The following is a 14,800-nucleotide window of genomic DNA, read 5'->3' as shown; positions in this document are numbered from 1 at the left end:
CCGGCGCTGCCCGCGCCGCTCGCGGACAGCTCCTCCTGCGCGACGGCGAGCTCCAGCAGGCCGAAGCCGGCGCCGCCGTACTCCTCGGGAACCGCGAGACCGAGCCAGCCGCCGGCACCGAGCTCGGCCCACAGCTCCTCGGGCCAGCGGTGCTCCGCGTCGCAGCGGGACCAGTAGTCCAGGCCGAACTTGGAACAGAGCTCGCGCATCCCGTCCCGGACGGCGACGGCCTGCTCGGAGAGGGCGAAGTCCATGGCGTCATCTTCACACCCCTCCTCAGGTGTCCGGCAGCATCGGCACGCTGATCCCGGGGTCGTGGCCGAGCCGGGCCGCCCGGGTGACGGCCTCGCCACCGAACCGGGCCCGCAGCGCGTCGAGCGTGGTGTCCAGGGCGGGGCCGCTCTGCTGGTCGAACGGGAGGGTGAGCTGCACCCCGTCGTCCGAGGCGAGCTCGGCGAGCGAGACACCGAGCAGGGTGAGCCCGCGGTCCAGGACCGTGCTCAGGACGCCGCGCAGCAGCGAGCGGGCCGCCTCCAGCAACGTCCCGGTGTGCGCGGTCGCCTGCTGCAGGGTGTGCGAGCGGGTGGCGCGGGTGAAGTCGCCGAACCGCAGCCGCAGCACCACCGTGCGGCAGACCTTGTTCCCGCCGCGCAGCCGCCGGCCGAGCCGGTCCACGATCCCGGCCAGGATCGTGTCGATCTCCACCGGTGACCGCGCCCGGCGCCCGAGCGCGCGCTGCGAGCCGATCGACCGGCGCCGGTGGGCGGTGTCGACGGCGCGCGGGTCCAGGTTGTGCGCGAGCGCGTGCAGGTGCCGGCCCGAACCGCGACCGAGGATCGAGACGAGGGCGGCCTCACCCAGCCCCGCCACCTCGCCGACGGTCCGGATGCCGAGCGCGTGCAGCTTGGCCGCGGTGACCGTGCCGACGCCCCAGAGCCGTTCGACCGGCAGCGGATGCAGGAACGCGAGCTCCCGCCCGGGCGGGACGAGCAGCAGCCCGTCCGGCTTCGCCACGCCGCTGGCCACCTTCGCGAGGAACTTGGTGCGCGCCACCCCGACGGTGATCGGCAGGCCGACCCGCTCCGCGACCTCCCGGCGCAGCCGCGCGGCGATGTCCACGGGCGCGCCCGCGATCTTCCGCAGGCCCCCGACCTCGAGGAACGCCTCGTCGATCGAGATGCCCTCGACCAGCGGCGTCGTGTCCCGGAAGACCGCGAACACCGCCCTGCTCGCCGCCGAGTACGCCTCCATCCGCGGCGGCACGACGACCGCACCGGGGCACAGCGCCCGCGCCTGCCGCCCGCCCATCGCGGTGCGGACGCCGCACGCCTTGGCCTCGTAGCTCGCCGCCAGCACCACCCCGCCGCCGACGATCACCGGCCGGCCCCGGAGCTGCGGCGCGTCCCGCTGCTCCACCGACGCGTAGAACGCGTCGAGGTCCGCGTGCAGGATCGTCGCGCGCTGCTCGGTCGGCTCGTCGGACACGAACATATGTTCGCATCGGGACCGGCGGTTCGGTAGTCCTGCGCTCGGACGTCGACCGCGAGCCGAGGCCGGGGGTCCCGCGCCGGACGGTCCCACGTGACGGGGCGCCGCTCGCCCTGGGTGATCATCCGCGGGACGCGGGGACCCCCGTTCGGCCCTGCCGGGTCCCTCGATCGACCGGACGTCCGGGCTTTCGCGGTTCGGATACTCGATCTTCGAGCACTCCGTTGACGTCAGCTCGACGACCGACGAAGCAGGAGGACACGAGATGATCACGGAGACGATGACCCGGGACCTGATCGGCCGCCAGGCCTACGACCGGGACGGGGAGAAGGTCGGCAAGATCGGTCAGGTCTACGTCGACGAGAACAGCGGCGCGCCGACCTGGGCGACCGTCCACACCGGCCTCTTCGGCATGAAGGAGAGCTTCGTCCCGCTGGACGGCGCGGACGTCAAGGGCGGCGACGTCGCGCTGGGCGTGCGGAAGGCGAAGGTGAAGGACGCGCCGCACGTCGGCGAGGACGCGGACCACCTGAGCGGCCGCGAGGAGTCCGAGCTGCGCCGCCACTACGGCGGCCGGGCCGCGGACGGCACCGAGGCGGACCGGGACACGACCGGTCGCACCCGCGGCGCGGACGACTCCATGACGCGCTCGGAGGAGCGGCTGCGGGTCGGTACCGAGTCCGAGGAGACCGGGCGGGTCCGGCTGCGCAAGTACGTCGTCACCGAGGAGCAGCAGGTCACCGTCCCGGTGAGCCACGAGGAGGTCCGCCTCGAGCGCGAGCCCGTCACCGACGGGAAGCACGCCGGTCGCGGAAAGATCGAGGAGGAGACGCACGAGGTCACCCTGCACGCGGAGAAGCCGGTGGTCGACAAGACGATCGAGGCCGTCGAGACGGTCGGGCTCGGCACCCGCACCGTGACCGAGGACGAGACGGTGTCCGGCACGGTCCGCAAGGAGCAGGTCGAGGTCGACGACCCGCAGCACCAGGTGCGGGGCCGCGACAAGCACTGAGCAGCACCTGAGCGCACCCACGCGTCGCCGGACCTCACCCGAGGCCCGGCGACGCGGGTGTTCACCCCGGCGTCTCGCGCGGGGACCCGCGGCCGTCGATCGCCTCGGGGACCTCGGCCAGGTCCGGCCGCGGCTCGTCGTGGGTCCACTCGTCGAGGAGGACGTGCGGGTCCCGGCCCTGTACCTCGCCGAGGACCGTCATCAGTTCGGCGACGTCCGCGGCCAGCACCTCCGCGAGGTCCCGCACCGCGTCCGGCCCGAACCGCTCCCCGAGGTACCCGACGACGGCGCGCACCGTGTGCCCGTCGGCCGGGTCCGCGAGCAGGGCGCGGACGGCGTCGGCGGCGGCCTGGTCGAGGACCTCGGCGCAGAGGTCGTGGGGCTGGCGGTCGCGCACGGTCGCCAGCGTCGCCCATCTGGGGCAGCGGCGAGACCGGAGGTCGCCGGTCGGGCGAACGTGGGCCGAGCGGTGGCGGTCGCGCGGCCGGCGCGCGGACCCGCCACCGGGCGGGCTCAGACGGTCGTGATCGCAGACGTCAGCGCCGTCTCGAGCACCTTCTCCAGGAACCCGACCTCGCTCTCCAGGCCCGCGGCGTCGACCGGCCCGGCCTCGACGAGCCCCTCGAACCCCCTAGAGCGCGGATCTGTTCGCCGCGCTCCGGCACAGCCACTGGCTGAACGCGTCCGCGGAGGCGGGCCCGTGGGCACCCAGGTAGGCGGGGATCGCGCCCAGCAGGTGGCGGTCCAGTCGCCGGGACAACACCTGTGCCCACGTCACGCCGACCGTCATCGGGCCTCCTGTTCGTCACAGGTGCCCAGCCATGGCACCGGTACCGCGCCGCCGGCCGCACCAGTCCCACGCGGGCGGACGGCCCAGAACGCTGGGCCACGCCGCCCCACTTCGACGTTTCGGCAGGCCCGGGCGTCGGCGCGATGTCACCGTCGGTGTATGCAGATGCTGGACGGCGCCCTCGTCGAACCCGACGCGGCCGGGTGCTGCGCGGGTGTAGGGGGCTCGGGTCCGGGCGGCTACCAGCCGTGCGCCTCCGCCCCGACGACGAGCGGACTGATCTACGTCGCCGCCACCGACGAGGCCCTCCACGCGTTCACCTGCGACCGCCACGCGGTCGTCCTGCGCCTGCCCCGGCCGCTCACCGACGACGACCTGGACGAGCTGGCCCGCCGAGCCTCGGCCGGTCGGCGTGCCCGGTCGCCGTCGTGAGCACGCGGTCGTCGATGAGGAAGCGACGACCGGCCGGTCCGACGGCCCGTGACCGGGGAGGGGTCGTCGGGCCGGTGCTCAGCTGCCGGAGTCGTCCGACGTCGGGCCGCCGAGCTCACCGGACAGGTGCTTCATGACCCCGTTCGGCCCGTCGACCTCGGGCACCTTGCGCAGCGTCTCGACGAGGTCCTTGTCGGCCCCGTTGCGTTCGGCGAGCTCGGCGAGATCCTGCCCCTTCATCGGGTAGTCCGCACCCTTGAGTGCCTTCTGTACCTCTGTCACCTGGAATCCCATGGTGGGCGGCTACCCGGCGGGGCGGCGGTCATGCTTTGGTAACGCGGAATCCCGGGCCGGGTTACCCGGTGGAGTCCCGGACGTGCAGCGGGGTCGGGAGCACCGCCCGGCCGGGCGCGCAGGTCCCCATCAGCATGTCGACCAGCATCCGCCCGGCCTGCTCGGCGGGGCTGGTGACCGTGGTCAGCGGCGGGTGGCAGAAGTCCGAGCCGAAGATGTCGTTCGACGGAGTCCAGGACGACGGTGACCCGCCGCTACGGGGGGGCCTCGTCCTGCGCGACCGCCGCGTCGTGCAGGAGCAGGAGCACCGGTGGTGAGGGCTCGAGCAGTTCGAGGCTGCCGCCGCCCGCCTCCAACGACTCCTGCGCCCGCAGGATCACGTCCAGGCCGGCGCGCGACAGGGCGGTGACCCCGGCGAGGTCCAGCACCACCTGCGCGTCCGTGCCCGGCGTGGCCACGGCGGTGAGCCGCCGGGCGAGGTCCGCGCCCGCGGCGTCGCCGACGTCTCCCCGCACCTGCACGAGGACGAGGTCCTGGTGCGGCCGGTGCCTCTGCACCGACACCGAGCCGTCGACGGCCGCGCTGTCGACGGACGCGGCGGGACATGCGCCGGTCCTGCGCTCGTGCACTGACCCTCCCGACGCCTGGCACCCGGCCCGTCCCGGCCCCGCCGACTGCCTCCGGTGTGTGGAACGCACGGGCCGGGGAGGCGGTTCCCTGCGAGGGTAGGTCGGCGGCGGTGCGGACGGGCTCAGCGGCCGGCTGTCCCTGACCGATCGGGGAGGTCCGAGGCCGAGGGCTGTGGGGTGCCCGTGAGCGGGTTCCCGGCGCCGTCGACGCCCGCCCGCACGAGATCTCGGAAGTGCGCGCGGGTGTCCTCGGGGAGATCACGCCAGGGCGCCGCCCCGTACCGGCAATAGAGGGACTCGGCTACCACGTCGAGGTGGACGCTGAACTGGATCGATTCCGTCGTCATCTCCTATGCAACTTCCGCGGGGCCACGCCCGTTCCGCGCGGTTCCGCTGAGCGGGAACCAGGTCCGGCTCAGGACATCGTGAACAGGTCGAGCAGCGGCGACGTGGGAAGCTCCTCAGCCCATTGCCCGGCGACGAGCCGCAGCACGACCTCGTCGGCGCCGGGTTCGACGTCCCGCAACCGCAGGTTCCGGGGGAGATCCGGCAGAGCGATCCGGGCCGGCGGGAGCCAGCCGGGCAGCCGGAACCGGCGCGAGCGGATCTCCAGGACCGTCGGCCTCAGCTGCAGCGCGCGTCCGGCGATCTCGGGGACGACATGGACCGCGGCCGTCTCCGCGCGGTGCGACCAGGCCACCCGCGCCTGCCCGGAGGCGCCGGCGTCGATCCGGACGGCGGGCCGGGCGGCGGCGACGAGGTCCCGCACCACGTCGATCCCGACGGCGACCTCCAGCGTCACGGGTGCGGCCACCGCGGTGCCTGTCGGGCGGACGTGCACGTTGCGGCAGGCCAGGTCCAGCCGGCGGATCGGGACGCCGCGCCACTCGACGTCCGAGGCGCTCACCCCGACGTCCCCGAACTGCCCGACCGCGACGGACAGCGGTTCGGGGCGGGCCCGCACCGCATCGAGCCGGAGCACCAGCTCACCCCCGGTCCCCGGCACCGTGAACCGCCTGCCGATCAGCTGGCGGGCGGCCCGGCGGAGCAGCCGGTCGAGCAGCGCGCCGGCCGGACCGGCCATCAGCGCGCGGAGGGCGGCGGGGTCCGGCCAGAGCGACGGCTCCTCGGGCACGGGGTCCACGGTCCCAGTATTCGCGGTCCACCGCGTGGGGTACTCCGCTTCCATCGAGCGGGAACGCCCCGTCCCGGCACCCGGGACGCCGCATCCTTGGCCCGCTGTCCGGATCACCGACACGGAGGTCGCCGACGTGGAGCAGTACGCGCTCGTGCTCACCGGGGCGGCGGACAACCTCTATCCGGCGCGGATGCAGATGGCGCTGTCCCTGGGCTGGCACATCGTCTTCTCCTGCTTCGGCATCGCGTTCCCGACGATCGTGGTGTTCACCGAGTGGCGGGCCCACCGGCGGGGCAACCCCGACCTGCGCGGGCTCGCCCACACCTGGGCCAGGGCAATGGGCGTCCTGTTCGCCGCCGGGGCCGTGTCCGGGACGTTGCTGTCGTTCGAGATGGGCATCCTCTGGCCCGGGCTGATGGAGCCCTTCGGCGAGGTCTTCGGCTTCCCGTTCGTGCTGGAGGGCTTCGCCTTCTTCATCGAGGCGATCTTCGTCGGCATCTACCTGTTCGGCTGGGACCGGATGTCGCCGCGGGCACATATGCTCAGCGCGATCCCGATGATCGTGTCCGGGGTCGCCGGGGCGTTCTTCGTGATCGCCGCCAACGCCTGGATGAACAACCCCACCGGCTTCGACCTGGACCCGGCCGGCAGGGTGGTCGACGCGGACCCGGTGGGCGCGATGTTCGGCCCGTCGACCTGGCCGCAGTTCGTGCACATGCTGATCGCCGCCTACATGGTCACCGGGTTCACCATCGCGTCCGTCTACGCGATCGGGATGCTGCGTGGGCGGCGCGACCGCTACCACCGCTTCGGGCTGCTCGTCCCGCTGACGTTCGCCGCGATCGCGGCCCCGATCCAGCTCGGGGTGGGGGACTGGATCGCGAACGTCGTCGCGGAGAACCAGCCGGTGAAGCTGGCCGCGATGGAGGGCCTGTACCGCAGCTCCACCGCCGTCCCGCTCTCGCTCGGCGGGATCTACGTCGACGACGAGCTGCGCGGCGCGCTCGAGATCCCCTGGGGCCTGTCGCTGCTGGTCACCCACGACCCGAACGGCGCGGTGACCGGCCTGGAGAGCGTGGCGCCGGAGCTGCGGCCGCCGGTCAACATCGTCCACCTCGCCTACAACACGATGGTCGGGATCGGCAGCGCCCTGCTGCTGCTCGCGCTCTGGCTCGCGTGGAGCTGGTGGCGGCACCGGAGCATCCCGCACACCGCCTGGTTCCTGCGCGCCGTGGCCGTCGCGGGGGCGGCGGCCGTGCTGGCGATGGAGGCCGGCTGGATCACCACGGAGGTCGGGCGGCAGCCGTTCATCGTGTACGGCATCCTGCGCACCGCGGACGCCGTGAGCCCGGCACCCGGTCTCTACCTGGGCTTCTATGCCGTGGTCGTGATCTACGTCGTGCTCACCGCGCTGACGGTCTACGTGCTGCGACGGTTGGCCCGGGGCCAGGACACCGCGGCGCCGCAGGAGCGCGACGATCCGGTACCGGCCGCGTGATGAGCTCGTTCTCGGTGACGTTGCCGGACGTGGTGCTCGGCCTGATGTTCGTGGGGCTGATCGCCTACGGGCTCTTCGGCGGCGCGGACTTCGGCGCGGGGACCTGGGACCTGCTCTCCGGCGGCACCCGCGCCGGGGCGCGGCGCCGTGCCCTGATCGAGCACTCCATCGGCCCGGTCTGGGAGGCCAACCACGTCTGGTTGATCTTCGTTCTGGTGGTGCTCTGGACGGCGTTCCCGCGCGGCTTCGTCTCGGTGGCGACCACGCTCTACGTCCCGCTGACCCTCGCGGCCTTCGGCATGATCGCCCGCGGGGCGGCGTTCGCGTTCCGCAAGAGCACCACCGAGCCCGGCCTGCGGCGCTTCCTCGGCGCCTCCTTCGCGGTGTCGTCGCTGGTCACGCCGTACTTCCTGGGTGCGGTCGTCGGCGGGGTGGCGTCCGGGCGGGTGCCGCCGGGGATCGCGGCCGGGAACGTCGTGACGAGCTGGGCGAACCCGACGTCGACGCTCGGCGGTCTCCTCGCGGTGCTGGTGTGCGCATACCTGGCCGCGGTGTTCCTCTGCGGGGACGCGGTGCGCGACGGCCACGAGGAGCTGGCCGAGGAGTTCCGGGTCCGGGCCCTCGGCACCGCGGCGCTGACCGGGGCCGCCGGGCTGGTCGGGTTCTTCGTCCTGCGCACCGACGCACCCCTGCTCTTCGACGGGCTCGTCGGGCGGGGGCTGCCCGTGATCGTCCTGTCCGTGGTCGCCGGGGTCGCGGCGATCGTGCTCCTGGCGCTGCGCCGCTACGCCTCGGCGCGGATCGCCTCGGCGCTGGCGGTGGCGACGATCCTCGTCGGCTGGGCCACCGGGCAGTACCCGTACCTGCTCCCGCCCGCCCTGACGATCGACGACGCCGCCGCCGGCCGGCCCACGCTGGTGGCGATGCTCGTCTCCCTGGTGATCGGGACGCTCGTGCTGGTCCCGTCGCTGATCTACCTGTACTCGCTCTTCCAGCGCGGACCCGCCGCGGCCGAGCCCGAACCAGTGGAGGACACCTCCTGAGCGAGGTACCTGCGGCTGACGCCGCCCGTGCGCGGTGAGTGGTGCCCTGGCACCACTCACCGCGCACGACCGCCGAGGGAGCGGGAGATCGAGAGGGCGGCGGTGCGGACCGCGGGGCCGAGGCGGCGGACGTCGCCCTTCCCGGTCCGGACGACGAGCCCGAGCGCGGCGACGACGTCGCCGCCGGGACCCGTGACGGGCGAGGCCACCGACCGTGACCCCAGGCTCATCTCCTCGTGGGCGCAGGCGAGCCCGGTGCGCCGCGCCTCGGTGAGCGTCCGCCGGAGCCGGGCCGGCTCGACGATCGTGTGCGGGGTGTAGCGCTGCAGCCCGGCGTCCAGGAGCTCCTGCAGGACGGCGTCCGGGGCGTGCGCGAGCAGCACCTTGCCGACGCCGGTGGCGTGCAACGGCAGCCGGCCGCCCCGGCGCGAGCGGGTCGGCACGGCGGCCCGGCCGGCGATCGTGTCGACGTAGAGCGCCTCGTGCCCGTCGCGGACCGCGAGGTGGACGTTCTCCCGCGTCGCCGCACCGAGGTCCTGCATGTACGGCAGCGCGACCTCGCGGAGCTCCGCGGTGCGCGGGGCCAGCGAGCCGAGCTCCCACATGCGCATGCCGATGCGGTAGCCCGACCCGCCCGCGGCCCGTTCGAGCCCGCCCCAGTCGACGAGCTCGGACGCCAGCCGGTAGGTCGTCGACACGGGCAGGCCGGTCATCCGGGCCAGCTCGCCGAGGGACAGCTCCGGCTTCTCGGGGCCGAACGCGTCGAGCAGCGAGACGACCTTGCTGATCACCGACCGTCCCCGCCACTGCGTGCTGCCCCCGGCCATGGCCCTCCTCGCTCCGGCCCATGGTGGCCACCTCGCGGGGCGTGTCGCCACGGCCCCGCCGGCACTCCCACTCAGCAGGAAACGGCCTCTGGCCGGCCCGCCGCCGCGTCGCGCGGTGTTTCACTCGGCTCGAGGTCAGCCGGAGCAGCCACGCCGAGGACGACGGAGGGCGCGACGATGGGCGAACCGACCACCACACAGCGATCGGGACCGGTGGTCCTGCACGGCCTCGAGGGCCTGCGGGAACGCGCGGGCCAGGACATCGGGACGAGCAGCTGGCGCACCGTCGGGCAGGCGCAGATCGACCTGTTCGCGAAGCTCACCGGCGACGAGCAGTGGATCCACGTCGACCCCGTCCGGGCGGAGGCCGGGCCCTTCGGGGCGACCGTCCAGCACGGGTTCCTGACCCTCGGGCTGGCGACCGGCCTGCTCTGGGAGGTCTGCACCGTCGAGGGCTTCGGGGTCGTCCTCAACTACGGCCTGAACAAAGTCCGCTTCCCGTCGCCGCTGCGCGTGGGGAGCCGGATCCGGATGCACGTCGCGCTCGCGGACGTCCGCGAGCTCGCCGGCGGAGCACAGGCGGTCTACCGGCTCACCTACGAGATCGAGGGCGAGCCCAAGCCGTGCTGCGTCGCCGACCTCGTCTTCCGCTACTACTCCTGAGAGGGAACCCGCATGACGACGACGGAGAACCCGGCGATCGGCAAGGACGTCGATGCCAACGGGATCCGGACGAACTACCTCGAGTCCGGCTCGGGCGACGAGCACGTCGTGCTGGTCCACGGGTCCGGCCCGGGCGTGACGTCGTACGCGAACTGGCGGCTGGTCCTGCCGGTACTGGGTGAGGACTTCCACTGCGTCGCACCGGACATGGTCGGGTTCGGCTACTCGGAACGTCCCGAGAACCCGGACTACTCCGTGCAGACGTGGGCGGACCAGACCCTCGGCGTCATGGACGCGCTGGGCATCGGACGCGCCCACATGATCGGCAACAGCTTCGGCGGCGCCATCGCGCTCCGGTTGGCCACCCAGCACCCCGACCGGGTGGACAAGCTCGTCCTGATGGGCAGCATGGGCGTCGACTTCCCGATCACCGAGGGCCTCGACGCGGTGTGGGGCTACGACGGCACGCTCGAGGGCATGCGCAGCGTGATGGGCTACTTCGCCTACGACAAGGAGCTCACCGGCGCCGAGCTGGCGCAGGTCCGTTACGAGGGCGCCACCCAGCCGGGCTTCCAGGAGTCCTTCTCGTCGATGTTCCCCGAGCCCCGCCAGCGCTGGGTCGAGGCGATGACGACGCCGGAGAAGGAGATCAGCGCCCTCCCGCACCGGGCCCTCGTGCTGCACGGCCGGGAGGACCAGGTCATCCCGCTGTCCAACTCCTACAAGCTCGAGGAGCTGCTGGACAACGCGGACCTCGGGGTGTTCTCGCACTGCGGGCACTGGTCGATGATCGAGCGGACCGACGACTTCAACCGCCTCGTGCGCGACTTCTTCAAGGGCGACTGAGCGGATGGCGACGCGGACGACCGGCACCCGGTCCCGGCGCAAGCCCGCCGCCACGGCGGTGGGCGACCGGGACCCGGACCTGCTGCGCCGGATCCACAAGTTCATGGTCCTGACCCGTGCGGTCGAGGACCGGATGGTGGCGATGTACAAGGGCGGCGACCTGCTCGGCTCCCTCTACACCGGACACTGGCACGAGGCGATCAGTGTCGGCGCGGCCTCCGCGCTGCGCCCCGACGACTACCTCGCCCCGATCCACCGGGACCTCGGCGCGCACCTGTGGCGCGGCATGGAGCCGTGGCAGGTCATGGCCAGCTTCATGGGCAAGGCCACGTCGCCCACCGGCGGCCGGGACGGGACCCTGCACTACGGGCGGCTCGACCTCAACATCTACAACCTGCCCAGCCACATCCCCGCCAACTTCCCGGTCGCCACCGGGATGGCGTTCGCAGCGAAGTACCGGGGCGAGGACCGGGTGTGCCTGGCGTTCTGCGGCGACGGCTCGACGTCGAGGGCGGACTTCCACGAGTCCCTCACGATCGCGTCGGTGCAGAAGCTGCCGAACATCTTCTTCATCGAGAACAACCAGTACGCCTACTCGACCCCGCTGCGCCTGACGTCCGCGTCGGAGAGCTTCGCAGCCAAGGCCGCGGCGTACGGGATGCCCGGGGTGAAGGTCGACGGCACGGACGCGCTGGCCGTGCACGACGCGACCGCCGAGGCCGTCGCCCGGGCCAGGGCGGGCGAGGGGCCGTCCCTGATCGAGGGCGTCACGATGCGCATGCACGGCCACGCAGAGCACGACCCGGCGGACTACGTGCTCAAGGAGCTCTACGAGGAGTACTCGAAGAAGGATCCGGTGGAGCTCTTCGAGAACGTGCTGATCGAGGCCGGCGTCCTGGACGTCGACGCCGCCAAGCAGGTCCGGGAGGACGCGCGGCAGTACGCCATCGCCGCCCGCCGCAAGGCGCTCGCGGACCCCATGCCCGACCCGGGCGACATCGAGGACGGTGTGTATGCCGACTGACTCCGGTACCGCCACCTATCTGGAGGCGGTGGGACTCGCGCTCGACGCCGAGATGGACCGTGACCCCGACGTCTTCATCATCGGCGAGGACGTCGGCCAGTTCGGCGGCGCCTTCAAGGTGACGAAGGGCTTCCTGGACAAGTTCGGGCCGCGCCGCGTCGTGGACACCCCGATCGCCGAGACCGGCTTCACCGGGCTCGCCGCCGGGGCCGCACTCGTCGGGCTGCGGCCGGTGGTGGAGTTCCAGTTCGCGGACTTCATCTCCTGCGCCTTCGACCCGATCATCAACGTCCTGGCCCGCCACCACTGGCGCACCGGGGACCCGATGCCCGTCACCATGCGGGCGCCGTTCGGCGGCCGGCTCCGCGCCGGGCCGACGCACAGCCAGAGCGTGGAGAGCTACTTCGCGCACGTCCCGGGCCTGAAGATCGTGATGCCGGGGACGCCGGAGGACGCCGCGGGCCTGCTGATCAGCTCCATCCGGGACAACAACCCGACGCTCTACCTGGAGAACAAGTACCTCTACCGGCGGCTCAAGGCGAAGGGGCCGATCTCGCTCGACCCGATCCCGCTGGGCGTCGCAAAGGTCGTCCGAGAGGGCCGCGACGTCACGCTCGTGACCTACTCGGCGGGGGTGCACCAGGGCCTGGAGATCGCCGAGGAGCTGGACAAGGACGGGATCTCGGTCGAGGTCGTCGACGTCCGGACGCTCGTCCCGCTGGACGTCGAGACGATCGTGAACTCGGTGAAGAAGACGTCCCGGGCGGTCGTGCTGCACGAGGCGGCGAAGCGGCTGGGGTACGGCGCGGAGATCGCGGCGACCATCCAGGAGGAGGCCTTCTGGCACCTGGACCAGCCGGTCGTCCGGATCGCGGCGCTCAACACCCCGACGCCGACGAGCCCGCCGCTGGAGGACGCGGTGATCCCGCAGCCCGCCCAGATCGCGGAGACGCTCCGGAAGGTGGCGCGGGCATGAGCGACTTCGACGTCGTGGTGCTCGGCGGCGGGCCCGGTGGGTACGCCTCCGCGCTGTACGCCGCCTCGGCCGGGCTGACCGTGGCCCTCGTCGAGAAGGAGAAGGTCGGCGGCACCTGCCTGCACCGGGGCTGCATCCCGGCCAAGGCGCTGCTGCACGCCGCGGAGGTGTTCCGCACGGTCTCCCACGCGGGAGCGCACGGTGTCCGGCTGCCGGAGGGGGTGCAGCCGGAGCCGGACTGGCCGGCCGCGAACTCGCGCAAGGCCGGCATCGTCAGCCAGCTCCACAAGGGACTGTCCGGGCTGCTCAAGCGGCGCAAGGTCACGGTGGTGAACGGCTGGGGCCGGCTCACGGCCGACGGCGCCGTGTCGGTCGACGGCCAGACCCTGCGGGGCCGGGCCGTGATCGTCTGCGCGGGTTCGGTGCCCCGCGCGATCCCGGGCATGGAGGTCGACGGCGTCCGCGTCGTCACCTCGGACCACAGCACGAACAGCGACGCCGACCGGCTGCCCGAACGGGTCGCCGTGATCGGCGGCGGCGTGATCGGCGCGGAGTTCGCCTCCGTCTACACCGACCTGAAGGTCGACACGACGCTGCTCGAGGCGCTGCCGCACGGCGTGCTGCCGATCGGCCCGGACCGCGACGTCGCGGACGTGCTCGCCCGCTCGTTGAAGAAGCGCGGCACCACGATCCACGCCGAGGCGCGGGTCGGGACGCTGGAGCAGACGTCGAACGGCGTGGTGGTGCCCTTCGAGACCCCACGCGGCTCGGACAAGATCGAGGTCGACCAGGTCCTGGTGTCGATCGGACGCCGCCCGGTAACCGAGGACATCGGCGCGGCCGAGGCCGGGATGCGGATCGACCGGCGCGGCTTCGTCGAGGTGGACACGGCCACGATGCAGACGTCGCGACCGGGCGTCTACGCGATCGGGGACTGCGTCGGCACACCCGGGCTCGCCCACGTGGCGTACGCCGAGGCGATGGTCGCGGTCGACCACATCCTGGGTGACAACCCGCCGCCGGTCGACTACGCCAAGGTGCCCTGGGTCGTCTACACCCATCCCGAGGTGGCCTGGACGGGCATGACCGAGGCCGAGGCGCGGGCCGCCGGGCACGACGTCGAGGTGCACAAGCACGCGCTGGCGGGCAACGGCCGAGCCATGATCCTCGGCGAGACGGACGGCCTGGTGAAGGTCGTCGCCGCCCGTGGCGGGCCGATCCTCGGCTTCCACCTGGTGGGCCCGTGGGCCAGCGAGCTCCTGCACGAGGGGTACCTGGCCGTGAACTGGGAGGCCCTGCCGTCCGACGTCGGCCGGCTGGTCCACGCGCATCCGAGCCTCGCCGAGGCGATCGGCGAAACCATGATCACTTTCTCCGGCCGTTCCCTGCACGGCTGACCCGGAGGGCACCAGACATGAGCGACGAGTGGGTCGTGACCATGCCCAAGCTGGGCGAGACGGTCACCGAGGGCGAGATCACCAACTGGTTCAAGGCGGCCGGGGACGAGGTCGCGTTCGACGACCCGCTGTTCGAGGTCTCCACGGACAAGGTCGACTCCGAGATCCCCAGCCCCTACGACGGCGTGATCGTCGAGGTACTGGTGGGCTCGGGGGAGACGGTGCCGGTGGGGACGCCGCTGGTGCGCATCGGGCCGGCCGGCTCCGCGGTGTCGTCAGATTCGGGGCAGGCCGGGCGCGCCGGGGTCGACGCCCCCGCCGCGGCGACCCCGGCGACCGCGGCGGCGGGCGGCCCCTCGCTGAGCAACCCGGCGTCGCCCTCGATGGGGGGTTCGGAGGGCATGGGCGGGGAGGACCCCGGCGTCGGCACGCCGACGGGCGAGGTCCACGACATCACGATGCCCAAGCTCGGCGAGACCGTCACCGAGGGCACGATCGGGAACTGGCTCAAGCAGGTCGGGGACCCCGTCGCCTTCGACGATCCGCTGTTCGAGGTGTCCACGGACAAGGTCGACTCCGAGATCCCCAGCCCGTACGACGGGGTGCTGCTGGAGATCCTGGTTCCGGCCGGTGACACGGTCCCCGTGGGGACGGCGCTGGCGCGGATCGGCGAGCCCGGCGGGGCGGCCGGGTCCGCCGGGTCGGCCGGGGCCGGCGGACCCGTCGCGGTCAGCGGGTCCGCC

At 73.0% G+C, this 14,800-nt stretch carries 19 protein-coding genes; 10 read left to right on the top strand and 9 right to left on the bottom strand.

From position 1 onward, the window contains the following. Both JWP64_RS15560 and dinB read right to left on the bottom strand, forming a co-directional pair. On the bottom strand, positions 1-254 hold a 254-nt coding region (locus JWP64_RS15560), incomplete at its 3' end, for an acyl-CoA dehydrogenase family protein (RefSeq protein WP_297497107.1). 22 nt (positions 255-276) lie between these two features. Further along, on the bottom strand, positions 277-1,491 hold the full coding sequence (gene dinB, locus JWP64_RS15555) for a DNA polymerase IV (RefSeq protein WP_297497105.1): 1,215 nt from the start codon (positions 1,489-1,491) through the stop codon (positions 277-279). Positions 1,492-1,753: 262 nt separating this feature from the next. Here dinB and JWP64_RS15550 point away from each other — a divergent pair, with 262 nt between their 5' ends. Further along, a complete protein-coding gene (locus tag JWP64_RS15550; protein WP_297497103.1) occupies positions 1,754-2,500 on the top strand; it encodes a PRC and DUF2382 domain-containing protein in 747 nt (248 codons plus the stop codon). A 61-nt stretch (positions 2,501-2,561) separates the two neighbouring features. Here JWP64_RS15550 and JWP64_RS15545 read toward each other — a convergent pair whose 3' ends face one another. Next, positions 2,562-2,897, bottom strand: a complete 336-nt coding sequence (locus tag JWP64_RS15545) for a hypothetical protein (RefSeq protein ID WP_297497101.1) — start codon at positions 2,895-2,897, stop codon at positions 2,562-2,564. 234 nt (positions 2,898-3,131) lie between these two features. Then, positions 3,132-3,290, bottom strand: coding sequence for a hypothetical protein (locus JWP64_RS15540; RefSeq protein ID WP_297497100.1), 159 nt, complete (start codon positions 3,288-3,290; stop codon positions 3,132-3,134). 159 nt (positions 3,291-3,449) lie between these two features. Between JWP64_RS15540 and JWP64_RS15535 the strand changes: the two genes are divergently transcribed. Then, positions 3,450-3,722, top strand: coding sequence for a hypothetical protein (locus tag JWP64_RS15535; protein WP_297497098.1), 273 nt, complete (start codon positions 3,450-3,452; stop codon positions 3,720-3,722). 78 nt (positions 3,723-3,800) lie between these two features. On the opposite strand, the gene JWP64_RS15530 is transcribed toward JWP64_RS15535, so the two are convergent. The 4 genes from JWP64_RS15530 to JWP64_RS15520 form a co-directional block, all read right to left on the bottom strand. After that, positions 3,801-4,004: a DUF2795 domain-containing protein gene (locus JWP64_RS15530; RefSeq protein WP_297497096.1), complete on the bottom strand. Its 204-nt coding sequence runs from the start codon at positions 4,002-4,004 to the stop codon at positions 3,801-3,803. A 73-nt stretch (positions 4,005-4,077) separates the two neighbouring features. Continuing rightward, positions 4,078-4,233, bottom strand: coding sequence for a substrate-binding domain-containing protein (locus JWP64_RS31535; protein ID WP_366890017.1), 156 nt, complete (start codon positions 4,231-4,233; stop codon positions 4,078-4,080). A 37-nt stretch (positions 4,234-4,270) separates the two neighbouring features. Next, entirely contained in the window at positions 4,271-4,645 is a 375-nt protein-coding gene (locus JWP64_RS15525; RefSeq protein WP_297497093.1) for an STAS domain-containing protein, read from the bottom strand. A gap of 415 nt (positions 4,646-5,060) precedes the next feature. Further along, positions 5,061-5,780 carry a hypothetical protein gene (locus JWP64_RS15520; protein ID WP_297497090.1) on the bottom strand — a complete coding sequence of 240 codons (720 nt, stop codon included), beginning with the start codon at positions 5,778-5,780 and terminating at the stop codon, positions 5,061-5,063. A gap of 34 nt (positions 5,781-5,814) precedes the next feature. Here JWP64_RS15520 and JWP64_RS15515 point away from each other — a divergent pair, with 34 nt between their 5' ends. Together JWP64_RS15515 and JWP64_RS15510 are read left to right on the top strand one after the other, a co-directional pair. Then, the gene (locus JWP64_RS15515) at positions 5,815-7,281 is read left to right on the top strand and encodes a cytochrome ubiquinol oxidase subunit I (RefSeq protein ID WP_297497087.1); all 1,467 of its coding nucleotides are present in this window, start codon (positions 5,815-5,817) and stop codon (positions 7,279-7,281) included. Next, complete coding sequence (locus tag JWP64_RS15510; RefSeq protein ID WP_297497084.1) at positions 7,281-8,324, top strand: cytochrome d ubiquinol oxidase subunit II; 1,044 nt, start codon at positions 7,281-7,283, stop codon at positions 8,322-8,324. Before JWP64_RS15515 ends, JWP64_RS15510 begins: the two co-directional genes overlap by 1 nt. A 56-nt stretch (positions 8,325-8,380) precedes the next feature. Here the strand turns inward: JWP64_RS15510 and JWP64_RS15505 are convergent, their stop codons facing one another. After that, complete coding sequence (locus tag JWP64_RS15505) at positions 8,381-9,151, bottom strand: IclR family transcriptional regulator (protein WP_297497081.1); 771 nt, start codon at positions 9,149-9,151, stop codon at positions 8,381-8,383. 177 nt (positions 9,152-9,328) lie between these two features. On the opposite strand from JWP64_RS15505, the gene JWP64_RS15500 reads away from it, so the two are divergent. The 6 genes from JWP64_RS15500 to JWP64_RS15475 form a co-directional block, all read left to right on the top strand. Further along, positions 9,329-9,814: a MaoC family dehydratase gene (locus tag JWP64_RS15500; RefSeq protein WP_297497080.1), complete on the top strand. Its 486-nt coding sequence runs from the start codon at positions 9,329-9,331 to the stop codon at positions 9,812-9,814. A 12-nt stretch (positions 9,815-9,826) separates the two neighbouring features. Next, positions 9,827-10,660, top strand: a complete 834-nt coding sequence (locus JWP64_RS15495; protein ID WP_297497078.1) for an alpha/beta hydrolase — start codon at positions 9,827-9,829, stop codon at positions 10,658-10,660. 4 nt (positions 10,661-10,664) lie between these two features. Further along, positions 10,665-11,684, top strand: coding sequence for a thiamine pyrophosphate-dependent dehydrogenase E1 component subunit alpha (locus JWP64_RS15490; protein ID WP_297497075.1), 1,020 nt, complete (start codon positions 10,665-10,667; stop codon positions 11,682-11,684). Then, positions 11,674-12,660 (top strand): alpha-ketoacid dehydrogenase subunit beta, encoded by a 987-nt coding sequence (locus JWP64_RS15485; RefSeq protein ID WP_297497072.1) that lies wholly within the window; start codon positions 11,674-11,676, stop codon positions 12,658-12,660. Before JWP64_RS15490 ends, JWP64_RS15485 begins: the two co-directional genes overlap by 11 nt. Then, complete coding sequence (gene lpdA / locus JWP64_RS15480; protein ID WP_297497069.1) at positions 12,657-14,057, top strand: dihydrolipoyl dehydrogenase; 1,401 nt, start codon at positions 12,657-12,659, stop codon at positions 14,055-14,057. Before JWP64_RS15485 ends, lpdA begins: the two co-directional genes overlap by 4 nt. Positions 14,058-14,074: 17 nt before the next feature. After that, positions 14,075-14,800: biotin/lipoyl-containing protein (locus tag JWP64_RS15475; protein WP_297497066.1), on the top strand; the 726-nt coding region annotated here is incomplete at its 3' end.

This window comes from Pseudonocardia sp. (assembly GCF_025465255.1).
In the GTDB taxonomy this organism is placed as follows: Bacteria; Actinomycetota; Actinomycetes; order Mycobacteriales; family Pseudonocardiaceae; genus Pseudonocardia.
This window is presented reverse-complemented; position numbering and strand designations above follow the sequence as displayed.

Excerpts from the sequence above, each read along its gene's own strand:
- JWP64_RS15500 (WP_297497080.1), top strand. The coding sequence starts at position 9,329 with ATGGGCGAACCGACCACCACACAGCGATCGGGACCGGTGGTCCTGCAC.
- JWP64_RS15495 (WP_297497078.1), top strand. The coding sequence starts at position 9,827 with ATGACGACGACGGAGAACCCGGCGATCGGCAAGGACGTCGATGCCAAC.
- JWP64_RS15505 (WP_297497081.1), bottom strand. The coding sequence starts at position 9,151 with ATGGCCGGGGGCAGCACGCAGTGGCGGGGACGGTCGGTGATCAGCAAG.
- dinB (WP_297497105.1), bottom strand. The coding sequence starts at position 1,491 with ATGTTCGTGTCCGACGAGCCGACCGAGCAGCGCGCGACGATCCTGCAC.
- JWP64_RS15510 (WP_297497084.1), top strand. The coding sequence starts at position 7,281 with ATGAGCTCGTTCTCGGTGACGTTGCCGGACGTGGTGCTCGGCCTGATG.
- JWP64_RS15550 (WP_297497103.1), top strand. The coding sequence starts at position 1,754 with ATGATCACGGAGACGATGACCCGGGACCTGATCGGCCGCCAGGCCTAC.
- JWP64_RS15485 (WP_297497072.1), top strand. The coding sequence starts at position 11,674 with ATGCCGACTGACTCCGGTACCGCCACCTATCTGGAGGCGGTGGGACTC.
- JWP64_RS15540 (WP_297497100.1), bottom strand. The coding sequence starts at position 3,290 with ATGACGGTCGGCGTGACGTGGGCACAGGTGTTGTCCCGGCGACTGGAC.
- JWP64_RS15490 (WP_297497075.1), top strand. The coding sequence starts at position 10,665 with ATGGCGACGCGGACGACCGGCACCCGGTCCCGGCGCAAGCCCGCCGCC.
- lpdA (WP_297497069.1), top strand. The coding sequence starts at position 12,657 with ATGAGCGACTTCGACGTCGTGGTGCTCGGCGGCGGGCCCGGTGGGTAC.
- JWP64_RS15535 (WP_297497098.1), top strand. The coding sequence starts at position 3,450 with ATGCAGATGCTGGACGGCGCCCTCGTCGAACCCGACGCGGCCGGGTGC.